Below are 9,581 nucleotides of genomic sequence, written 5' to 3' on the forward strand. Positions count from 1 at the left end.
GAACATCGGCGGCGAGCCGATCATCGCCGACCTCGCGCGCATGCCGCACCTGCTGGTCGCCGGCACCACCGGCTCGGGCAAGTCGGTGGCGATCAACACCATGATCCTGTCGCTGCTCTACCGGCTGAAGCCCGAGGAGTGCCGCCTGATCATGGTCGATCCGAAGATGCTGGAGCTGTCGGTCTACGACGGCATCCCGCACCTGCTCTCCCCCGTGGTCACCGACCCCAAGAAGGCGGTCATCGCCCTCAAGTGGGCCGTGCGCGAGATGGAGGAGCGCTACAAGAAGATGTCCAAGATCGCCGTCCGAAACATCGACGGCTACAACGCCCGGGTCGCCGAGGCGGCCGATCGCGGCGAGGTGCTGACCCGGACCGTCCAGACCGGCTTCGACCGTCACACGGGCGAGGCGGTGTACGAGGACGAGGCGATGGACCTGGCGCCGCTGCCGTACATCGTGATCGTGGTCGACGAGATGGCCGACCTGATGATGGTGGCCGGCAAGGACATCGAGGGAGCGATCCAGCGCCTGGCGCAGATGGCGCGGGCGGCGGGCATCCACCTGATCATGGCGACGCAGCGCCCGTCGGTGGACGTGATCACCGGCACGATCAAGGCGAACTTCCCGACCCGGATCAGCTTCCAGGTGACGAGCAAGATCGACTCGCGCACGATCCTGGGCGAGATGGGCGCCGAGCAGCTGCTCGGCCAGGGCGACATGCTGTTCATGGCCGGCGGCGGCCGCACGACCCGGGTGCACGGGCCGTTCTGCTCGGACAGCGAGGTCGAGACCGTCGTCGCCCACCTCAAGCGCCAGGGCCGACCCAGCTACCTCGACGCCGTCACCGCCGACGATTCGCCCGAGGAGCCCACCAAGGAGGGCGGCCGGTCCGGCCGGGGCAAGGCCGCCGCGGCCGACAAGGCCGAGCGGTCCGAAGAGTCCGAGGAGGAGGCCCCCGTCTTCGACATCGGTGCCTTCGCGGCGGCGACCGGCGGCGAGTCCGATGACCTCTACAAGCAGGCGATCGAGGTGGTGCTGCGCGACCAGAAGGCCTCGACCAGCTACATCCAGCGCCGCCTGCAGATCGGCTACAACCGCGCCGCCTCGATCATGGAGCGGATGGAGATCGAGGGCATCGTCGGCCCGGCCAACCATGCCGGCAAGCGCGAGATCCTGGTCGCCGGCGCAGCCCACATGTCGAGCGGCATGGGGAGCGCGATGTACGACGACGAGTGAGCGACCGCGATCCGGGCCGCGTTCCAGGGCGGCCCGGACGTCGCATCTTCGCCACAGGGCGGGGTTTTAACGGGCCGCCGCGAAACCCGTCCCGTCCTTGCTTCGCTCCGCGCGCGGGGACGAGGTGGGCGCGCGTTCCGCAGCGGCCCGCCGACCTTCATGTTCCGACCCCGCTTGCCGCCGGAGCCCGCCCAGCGGTTCCTCAGGAGACTCTGCCGATGATCGGCCGCCGCATCCGCACAGCCGGCTCCTTGATCGCCGCCGGGCTGTGGCTCGCGACCGCCAACCCAGCGGAGGCGCAGGTGGGGGCGTTCATCGACAGCCTGTTCGGCCACAAGGAGGAACCCGCCCCGCAGCCGCAGGCTGCCCCGGCGGCGCCCGCGCCGGCCAAGAAGCCCGCGCCCAAGGCCAAGGAGGCGAGCAAGGAGGCGAAGCCCGGCAGCGCCAAGCCCGGCAAGGCCGGCGACAAGGCTGAGCACAAGGCGCCCGAGCCCAAGGTCGCTGCGGTGGGCGCGCCGACGGCGATCGTCACCGGCGAGTCGGCGGATCCCGCCACGCTGCTCGCGCAGGCCAACGCCTACTTCAACGGCATCACCACCCTGACGGGCAACTTCATGCAGATCGGCGCCGACGGGCGCCGGATCGGCGGCAAGCTGACATTGGCCAAGCCCGGCCGCCTGCGCTTCGACTACGACCAGCCCTCGCCCCTCGAGGTGGTGGCCGACGGCACCTCGGTGGCGGTGCGCGACCGCAAGCTCAACACCCAGGACCTCTATTTCATCACCCAGACGCCGCTGAAATTCCTGCTGCGCGAGAAGATCGACCTCGCCCGCGACCTGACAGTCACCGACGTGGCCAACGATCCGGGCGGCGTGCGCATCAACCTGGAGGACCGGGCGACCCTCGGCGGCACCTCGAAGATCCAGCTGTTCTTCGATGCCGAGATGAAGACCCTGTCCCAGTGGCGGATCACCGATCCGCAGGGCTACGTCACCACGGTGACGCTCTCGAACCTGCAGAAGGGCAAGAGCGTCGACGGCAACCTGTTCTTCATCAATTACGGGCGCGCCGAGGACAAGGCGATGCAGCAGCAGATTCAGCAATCGCAGCCGTGACGGGATCTACCCGCCGGTGGCGCCGAGCCCGGCCGCCCCGCCGGTCCGCCACCGGTTCAACTCCCGATCGATCGCCCCTTCGGTGCCGCGCAGGAACTCCGCGGCCGGCAGGCCCGGGGCGAGGGCGGCGAGATAGCTCACCACAACGGTGCCGGACCGGGTCGCCGCGCCGCCGGGCCAGAACAGACCGGAATTGAGCGCCACCGGCACCACCGGCAGGCCGAGCCGCCCATAGAGCAGCTCGACCCCGCGCTTGAACCGGAGGGGATCGCCGATCGCGCCGCGGGTGCCCTCGGGGAAGATCAGGACCGACCGGCCCGCCGCCACCGCCTCGCGGCCCGCGTCGATCATGGTGCGCAGGGCCTGGGTGCCGTTGGCGCGGTCGATCACGATCATCGGCGAGCGCCGCAGGAACCAGCCCACCACCGGGATCGCCAGCAGCTCCCGTTTGGCGACGATCGCCACGTCCGGCACCAGGACCAGGAAGGCGAGGGTCTCCCAGGCGGATTGGTGATTGGCGACGATCAGGCACGGCTCGGCCGGGATGTGCTCGCGCCCCTCCTCGACGTAGCGCAGGCGGACGATGCGCCTGAGCCCGGCCAGGATGCCCCGCGCCCATAGGCGTGTCGCCTTCCGGATCGGCCGTTCCGGCGCACCGGCCAGGGCGAAGATCACCAGGGGAACGAGGAACAGCGCGGTCCAGGCAGCCCAGTAGACGGCAAACAGGAGTGAGCGGGCAGGTGCCATGGCGGGCCTCGACGAGGGGCCCGAGCAGGGCAAGACGCCGGCATAGCGGCTGTCGCACGCAGGCGCACGGCATTTCGCCGCCGGTCGACCGGCCGGACTGTCGCATCGCGGGAAATCGGCTATCGCAGGCCGACCCCGCGTGGACACCGCCTTGCGAATCCGAGACCCGATCCGTGCAACTCACCGTCACCACCTGGAACATCAACTCGGTGCGGCTGCGCATCAACCTGGTGCTGCGCTTCCTGGCGGAGCACAAGCCGGACGTGCTCTGTCTCCAGGAGACCAAGTGCCCGGACGACGCCTTCCCGCTGAAGGCCCTGCGCGGCTCGGGCTACGAGCACGTGATGTTCGCCGGGCAGAAGGGCTACAACGGCGTCGCGATCCTCTCGCGCTTCCCCCTGCACACCCGAAGCGTGATGCCGTTCTGCGACCGGCCGGATGCCCGCCACATCTCGGCGGTGCTCGGACCGGAGGCCGGAGCGGCCGCCGGTATCGTGCTGCACGATTTCTATGTCCCAGCCGGCGGCGACGTACCGGACCGCGACCTCAATCCGAAATTCGCCCACAAGCTCGACTTCCTGGCCGAGCTGCGTGCCTGGGGCGGGAAGCGCGTCTCCGGTCCGGCCATTCTGGTGGGGGACCTCAACGTCGCGCCCCTGGAGCACGACGTCTGGTCGCACAAGCAGCTCCTCGACGTGGTGAGCCACACCCGCGTCGAGACAGAAGCGCTGGAGATCCTGCGCGGTGAGGCGGGCTGGATCGATACGGCGCGCCACCTCACCCCGGAGCCGGAGAAGATCTATACGTGGTGGAGCTACCGCTCTCCCGACTGGTCGGCTGCCAACAAGGGCCGACGCCTGGACCACGCCTGGGTCTCACCGGACTTGGCCGGCACGGTCCGCAAGGTCGATGTGCTGCGCGACGCCCGGGCCTGGGAGCGCCCGTCCGACCATGCGCCCGTGACCCTGACGCTGGCGCTGTGATCCGGCGCGCCGGGCGGAACTGCAGTGCGGCCCGAGCATTGCCCGCTCACGAAACCGTGACGCGAGCCTGCCCATGCGCAAGATCCTGATCGCCTTCCTTCTTCCGAAAGTCGTCTCCTTCCTGCGTCGCCGCTACGGCGGCCCGCATTCCGGGCGCACCCGCGCGTTCTGAGCCGGTACATCACCCTGGCCCGGCCTGTGACGGCCGGGCGCAGGCGGCAGCCTCGTCCGCGGCCCTAGATCGGGCGTATCGCCTTCGACGCGGAGCCCAGCCGATGACCGACGACCCACGCGAGGCCGGACCGCGGCCGCCCCTTCCCGGCGACCAGCAGCAGCCCCGCCCGGGCCTGACCACGCGGATGACGCCGCGTCCCGACCACGGCGAGGACAGCTATGTCGGCAAGGGCCTGCTCACCGGCCAGGCGGCGCTGATCACCGGCGGCGATTCCGGCATCGGCCGGGCCGTGGCCATCGCGTATGCCCGCGAGGGCGCCGACGTGGCGATTTCCTATCTCGACGTCGAGCAGGAGGATGCCGAGGACACGAAGACCTGGGTCGAGAAGGCCGGCCGCCGCTGCCTGTTGCTCCCCGGCGACATCCGCGACGAGGCCCGGTGCCGGGAGCTGGTCGCCCGCACGGTGGCGGCCTTCGGGCGCCTCGATATCCTGGTGAACAACGCCGCCGCGCAGGTGGTCAATGACGGCCTCGACGACCTGAAGGCGCCCGACATCGAGGGCTCGTTCCGCGCCAACGTTTTCGCCATGTACTACCTCACCCAGGCGGCGGTGCCGCACATGAAGCCGGGCGGGGCGATCGTGAACAGCACGAGCGTGCAGGCCAAGGTCGCCGATCCGAGCATGCTGATCTACGCCGCCACCAAGGGGGCCATCGCTAGCCTGACCATCGGACTGTCGAACCTTCTGGCCCCGCAGGGGATCCGGGTGAACTGCGTCGCTCCGGGGCCGGTCTGGACGCCGATCCAGCCGATCGTGAAGAGCCCGGAACAGATCGCGCAGCTCGGCGCGCAGACGCCGTTGGGCCGTGCCGGCCAGCCCGCCGAACTGGCCCCGGCCTATGTTCTCCTCGCCTCCCGCGAGGGCAGCTACATGTCGGGCGCCCTGGTGCCGGTGACCGGCGGCATGCCGATGCTCTGAGCGCCGCGGCGGCCCGGCCCTCCCGCGCACCTCCATCTATCTTTGCCTGCCTGCCGTTCGACCTCGGCACGCGACGCGGCGTGCGGTCGCGCGCGCTCCAGAACGCGGCTGTGCATCCCGTAGCGTTGGAGGCCTGTCGTATGCGCCTCGCCGATCGCGTCTGGGTCTCCGTCGTCGCCTGTCGTAGCAATCAGACCTTAACCCCAGGCCGGGATGGAACGGCGTGGTGACGATGCGGGCGTCCGGCCCCGCCGACGCCCACGACGACGGAGACGACCATGAGCGACGCCCAGACTCCGACCGCCCAGACCCGGACCGCCCTGGTGACGGGCGCCGCCCGCGGCATCGGGCTCGCCACGGCGACCCGCTTCCTCGCCGAGGGATGGACCGTCGCCCTCCTCGACATTGACGGTCCGGGCGTGGAGGCGGCGGCGGCCCGGCTCGACCGGCCGGAAGCAGTCCTGGCGGTGACCGCCGACGTCTCCGATCCCGAAGCGGTGGCGGCGGCCATGCGGCAGGTCTCCGAACGATTCAGACGCCTCGACGCCCTGGTCAACAATGCCGGTATCGCGATCTTCAAGCCGCTGATGGAGACCACCTTCGCGGACTGGTCGCGGGTGCTCGCGGTCAACCTGTCCGGGCCGTTCCTGTGCACGCAGGCCGCCGTCCCGCTCCTGTCCGAGCGCGGCGGTGCCGTCGTGAACATCACCTCGATCTCGGGGCTGCGCGCCTCGACGCTGCGGACGGCCTACGGCACCAGCAAGGCGGCGCTGGCGCAGCTCACCAAGCAGCAGGCCGTGGAACTCGCGCAGCACGGGATCCGCGTCAACGCCGTCGCCCCCGGCCCGGTGGACACAGCCATGGCGAAGGCGGTCCACAGTCCCGAGATCCGGGCCGATTACCACGACGCCGTCCCCCTGGGACGCTACGGCCTCGAGTCGGAGCTCGCGGAGGCGATCGTCTTCCTCTGTTCCGATCGCGCCTCGTTCGTGACCGGCCAGCAGCTGGCCGTCGACGGTGGCTTCGAGGCGACCGGCATCGGCCTGAAGACGCTGCGCGGCGTGCGCAACGTCTGAGCGGCGAGGCGCACGCGCCGACCCGGCGGCGCGTCGTGGGATGATTCGTTAACCCTGCCGCCGTAGCCCCGAGACTTGGGGAACAGGCGCGGGTGCCATGCCGAGACTCGGCTCCATGATCGTCGACGGTCTCGCGTTCGTCCTGGTCGGGATCGCCCTCACGGCGGTCGTGGTCGGGTACGCGCGCAACCTGCCGGATCCGATCGCATCGCGTGCCCAGAGCGCCGAGGGCGCGCCCACGTGGGGCGACCCGGTCACCACCGGCTCGATCGCGCGGGCAAGGCCGGGCACGGTGACCCATTGGGCCGAGGTGCGGCCCTGGCTCCTGACGAGCGACGCGGACCGGCTCCGGCACGCCGCCTGGATAGACCCGCCGCGCCGCTGAGGCCTCCGCGGTCCGCGCGACCGCCGATGCAGGACGGCGCAGCCGAAGCCCCGCCGCGCTCCGGACATTCGAGACTGCAACCGATCATTAACCATGGTTGCCGAAGCTTCCACCGCACGATGAAGCGGCGAGGCATCCATGGCGCGAGACGGAAACCGACCCCACCCCAGCGCCCTGGCGCGGTACCCGGTCCCGATCGAGCTGATCTCCGCGCTGTTCCGCGCCGACGATGCGGAGCGGGAACGCCTGCTCGCGCCGATGCCAGTTTATGGCCGGGCGCGGATCGCCGCCTATTGCCTGGAGCATGCGCGGCTCGCGGCGCTCGGCCTTCAGGTGGCGCGGACCTGCGACGAGGCCACGCTCGTCAAGGCCGCGGGTGCGGAGGTGGGCTCAGAGCTGTTCGCGCGCGCCCGGGCCGGCACCTCGGCGCCGGTCGAGCGTCAGGCGGCCTGATCGTTTCCCGGCCCGGTCACCCGTCCGGCCGATGCCGTCGGGCTGATGAATGCGCGGGCCGGATCCGGTTCACCGCGCCGGGCGCATCCTCCTGACATCGGTCCGGCGAGCCCGGACCGCAGGTTGAGGAGATCGTGTGATGATGCGCTCCAAGATTCTCGGCATGGTCGCAGTGGTCACCGCAGGCCTCGCGTTCGCCCCGGCGGCGAACGCAGCGCCGTTCGGCTATGGACCGCCCGAGGGCGGGGCTTGGATCGAGCGTGTGGCCGGCGGCTGCGGCCCGGGCTTCCATCCCAATCCCTGGGGCCATTGCCGGGCCAACGATCGCGGCTGGGGCTGGGGCGGTCCCCGCGGCCCCTATGGCGGGCGGCCGGGCTACGGCTACGGAGGCTATGAGCGGGGCTACGGCGGCTACGACGGCCCGCGCCGTTTTCATGGCGGCTGGTAACCCGCGCGGCGGCCCTGGATCCATGTCCCTAACGGCCGCTCCGCCGCTTTGCGCGAGCCCGACGCCCCGGATCAATCCGGCCAGCCGTCGGGGCGGCGCATGTCGGATCCGCAGCCGCCGGGGGCCAGGTCAATGCCCGGGCGCCGACTTGTCCCGCCTGAACGCAAAGCTGCATATTCACGACAGGATACAGCCGTATTAATCTCTTCCGGGACGCCGCATAGTGTCCCGGAGAATCTTCGTCATGTCTCGCTATGTTTTCGCATCCCTGATGATCGTCGGCATGGCAGCCCTCGCTTCGCCGGCCGCGGCGCTGTCCACGAAGGAGTGCTCGACGAAGTACCAGGCCGCCAAGCAGGCCGGGACGCTCAACGGGCAGAAGTGGAACGACTTCCGCAAGGCTGAGTGCGGCGCGGCCGCCGACACCACCACCACCACGGCGCCTAATCCGGTCGCCCCCTCCGCGCCGACGCCCGCGCAGCCCGCGCCGGCACCGACGGCTTCACGGACCGCGCCGATGGCGGCTGCGGGTTCGGCGGCCTATCCCCGGGCCATCGATCCGAAATACGCCAAGGAATCGGCCGGCAAGGCCCGGATGCACACCTGCCTCGACAGCTACAACGCGGCCAAGGCCGCCGGCACGCTCGGCGGCAAGAAGTGGATCGAGAAGGGCGGCGGCTACTATTCGGCCTGCAACAAGCAGCTCAAGAGCTAAGCGCCTTCCAGGACGGCCGCCTGCGCGACGGTGTGGTCGGCGATCGCGCCGGCCGTCGTGAGCCAGATGTCGGCACGGTGATCGGCGATGTGCTGGAGCGCCCGACGCAGCGGCCTCAGGCGGTGCGGGCGCCCCACGATGTAGGGATGGAGCGCGATGCCCATGACGAGGGGGGCAGCCCGCGCCTGCTCCCGCATCTCGTCGAAGGCGTCCACGAGGGCGTCGGCGAACTGGCGGCCGGTCTCCTTGCGGGCGACGATGGCGGGGATGTCGTTGAGTTCCTGCGGATAGGGCACCGCCAGGATCCGGCCGCCGCCCCGGGTCTTGAACCAAGTCGGCTGGTCGTCGTGGTCCCAGTCCAGCAGGTAGCGGTAGCCGGCCTCGGCCAGGAGATCGGGCGTGACCCGCGACTGCGAGATCCAGGGACCGAGCCAGCCGGCCGGCGCGCGACCTTCCTGCGCGGCGATCACGGCCGTCGTCTCGGCGATCAGTGACCGCTCCGCGGCCTCGTCGAGGACGCCCTGCCGTTCGGCGTTGGTCCGGCCGTGGGCGACGATCTCGTCGCCCCGGGCGCGGAACGTCTCGATCAGCCCGGGACAGTCCCGGTAGAGGTTGCTGTTGACCAGCACGCTCGCGGGCATGGCCAGCCCGTCCAGCATCCCGGCGATCCGCCAGGCACCGACCCGGTTGCCCCAGTCGCGCCACGCGTAGTTGAGCACGTCGGGCTGCGGGCCGCCCGGCGCGAGCTCGGCGCCGAGTCCTTCACCGAACGCGAAGGTCTCGAGGTTCAGCCCGATATAGACGGCGAGCCGCTTGCCCTCCGGCCAGTCGAAGACCGGCCGGGCCGGGAGGGCGCTGTAGGCATAGCGGCCGTGGCCGGAATCCGTGTCCATGAGGTGTCCCTGTAAGGCTGCGCGAGCCGGGCGGCGTCCCGTCCCGGATCCGCCGGCGCGTTCACGCGCGCTCAGGTAGCGGCGGGTGGGCGCACGGCGAGCGCCCTGTCCGATCGGCGAAGTTGGCGCGCCGTGGCATCCGGGTGGTCGATGCGCGCGCTGGTTGCGTCCGGGTGCGGCGCCAGCCCACGACAAGGCGGCCACGGAAAAGGGCCGGAGCTGTGGCTCCGGCCCGTCGCGGTCCGAGTGGACTGGGATGCCGGGCGTGGGGCCGGCGCCTAGAACGGGATGTCGTCGTCGAGGTCGTAGCCGCCGCGGCTGCCACCGCCACCGCCACCGGCGGCCGGGGCCGGCCGCCGCTCGCCGCCCTGGGCT

The 9,581-nt window shown here is 70.9% G+C and carries 11 protein-coding genes; 9 read left to right on the forward strand and 2 right to left on the reverse strand.

The genetic code is table 11. The annotated features are described in order from the left end of the window. Both AC1DXK_RS28710 and AC1DXK_RS28715 read left to right on the forward strand, forming a co-directional pair. Nucleotides 1-1,237, forward strand: a 1,237-nt coding sequence (locus tag AC1DXK_RS28710) for a DNA translocase FtsK (RefSeq protein WP_477299562.1), incomplete at its 5' end; no start/stop codon positions are given. A gap of 218 nt (nt 1,238-1,455) precedes the next feature. Beyond that, entirely contained in the window at nt 1,456-2,352 is an 897-nt protein-coding gene (locus AC1DXK_RS28715; protein WP_457108778.1) for a LolA family protein, read from the forward strand. A gap of 6 nt (nt 2,353-2,358) precedes the next feature. Here the strand turns inward: AC1DXK_RS28715 and AC1DXK_RS28720 are convergent, their stop codons facing one another. After that, complete coding sequence (locus AC1DXK_RS28720) at nt 2,359-3,099, reverse strand: lysophospholipid acyltransferase family protein (protein ID WP_457108779.1); 741 nt, start codon at nt 3,097-3,099, stop codon at nt 2,359-2,361. A 173-nt stretch (nt 3,100-3,272) separates the two neighbouring features. Between AC1DXK_RS28720 and xth the strand changes: the two genes are divergently transcribed. From xth to AC1DXK_RS28755, 7 genes are all read left to right on the forward strand, one after another. Further along, nucleotides 3,273-4,082, forward strand: coding sequence for an exodeoxyribonuclease III (gene xth, locus AC1DXK_RS28725; RefSeq protein ID WP_457108780.1), 810 nt, complete (start codon nt 3,273-3,275; stop codon nt 4,080-4,082). 275 nt (nt 4,083-4,357) lie between these two features. After that, complete coding sequence (locus AC1DXK_RS28730; RefSeq protein WP_457108781.1) at nt 4,358-5,236, forward strand: SDR family oxidoreductase; 879 nt, start codon at nt 4,358-4,360, stop codon at nt 5,234-5,236. A 278-nt stretch (nt 5,237-5,514) separates the two neighbouring features. After that, on the forward strand, nt 5,515-6,312 hold the full coding sequence (locus AC1DXK_RS28735; protein WP_457108782.1) for an SDR family NAD(P)-dependent oxidoreductase: 798 nt from the start codon (nt 5,515-5,517) through the stop codon (nt 6,310-6,312). A gap of 115 nt (nt 6,313-6,427) precedes the next feature. Then, nucleotides 6,428-6,697: a hypothetical protein gene (locus AC1DXK_RS28740; RefSeq protein WP_457108783.1), complete on the forward strand. Its 270-nt coding sequence runs from the start codon at nt 6,428-6,430 to the stop codon at nt 6,695-6,697. A 138-nt stretch (nt 6,698-6,835) separates the two neighbouring features. After that, entirely contained in the window at nt 6,836-7,150 is a 315-nt protein-coding gene (locus AC1DXK_RS28745) for a hypothetical protein (protein WP_457108784.1), read from the forward strand. A 139-nt stretch (nt 7,151-7,289) separates the two neighbouring features. Then, nucleotides 7,290-7,598 (forward strand): GCG_CRPN prefix-to-repeats domain-containing protein, encoded by a 309-nt coding sequence (locus tag AC1DXK_RS28750; protein ID WP_457108785.1) that lies wholly within the window; start codon nt 7,290-7,292, stop codon nt 7,596-7,598. 244 nt (nt 7,599-7,842) lie between these two features. Then, on the forward strand, nt 7,843-8,313 hold the full coding sequence (locus AC1DXK_RS28755; RefSeq protein ID WP_457108786.1) for a hypothetical protein: 471 nt from the start codon (nt 7,843-7,845) through the stop codon (nt 8,311-8,313). On the opposite strand, the gene AC1DXK_RS28760 is transcribed toward AC1DXK_RS28755, so the two are convergent. After that, nucleotides 8,310-9,206: a polysaccharide deacetylase family protein gene (locus tag AC1DXK_RS28760; protein WP_457108787.1), complete on the reverse strand. Its 897-nt coding sequence runs from the start codon at nt 9,204-9,206 to the stop codon at nt 8,310-8,312. The genes AC1DXK_RS28755 and AC1DXK_RS28760 overlap by 4 nt on opposite strands. Nucleotides 9,207-9,581 lie beyond the last annotated feature (375 nt).

The sequence above is a fragment of the Methylobacterium sp. P3_A11 genome (assembly GCF_056403155.1).

What these genes read in the sequence shown, in the direction of transcription:
- AC1DXK_RS28715 (WP_457108778.1), top strand. Translation starts at nt 1,456, where the DNA reads ATGATCGGCCGCCGCATCCGCACAGCCGGCTCCTTGATCGCCGCCGGG.
- AC1DXK_RS28720 (WP_457108779.1), bottom strand. Translation starts at nt 3,099, where the DNA reads ATGGCACCTGCCCGCTCACTCCTGTTTGCCGTCTACTGGGCTGCCTGG.
- AC1DXK_RS28730 (WP_457108781.1), top strand. Translation starts at nt 4,358, where the DNA reads ATGACCGACGACCCACGCGAGGCCGGACCGCGGCCGCCCCTTCCCGGC.
- AC1DXK_RS28735 (WP_457108782.1), top strand. Translation starts at nt 5,515, where the DNA reads ATGAGCGACGCCCAGACTCCGACCGCCCAGACCCGGACCGCCCTGGTG.
- AC1DXK_RS28740 (WP_457108783.1), top strand. Translation starts at nt 6,428, where the DNA reads ATGATCGTCGACGGTCTCGCGTTCGTCCTGGTCGGGATCGCCCTCACG.
- AC1DXK_RS28745 (WP_457108784.1), top strand. Translation starts at nt 6,836, where the DNA reads ATGGCGCGAGACGGAAACCGACCCCACCCCAGCGCCCTGGCGCGGTAC.
- AC1DXK_RS28750 (WP_457108785.1), top strand. Translation starts at nt 7,290, where the DNA reads ATGATGCGCTCCAAGATTCTCGGCATGGTCGCAGTGGTCACCGCAGGC.
- AC1DXK_RS28755 (WP_457108786.1), top strand. Translation starts at nt 7,843, where the DNA reads ATGTCTCGCTATGTTTTCGCATCCCTGATGATCGTCGGCATGGCAGCC.
- AC1DXK_RS28760 (WP_457108787.1), bottom strand. Translation starts at nt 9,206, where the DNA reads ATGGACACGGATTCCGGCCACGGCCGCTATGCCTACAGCGCCCTCCCG.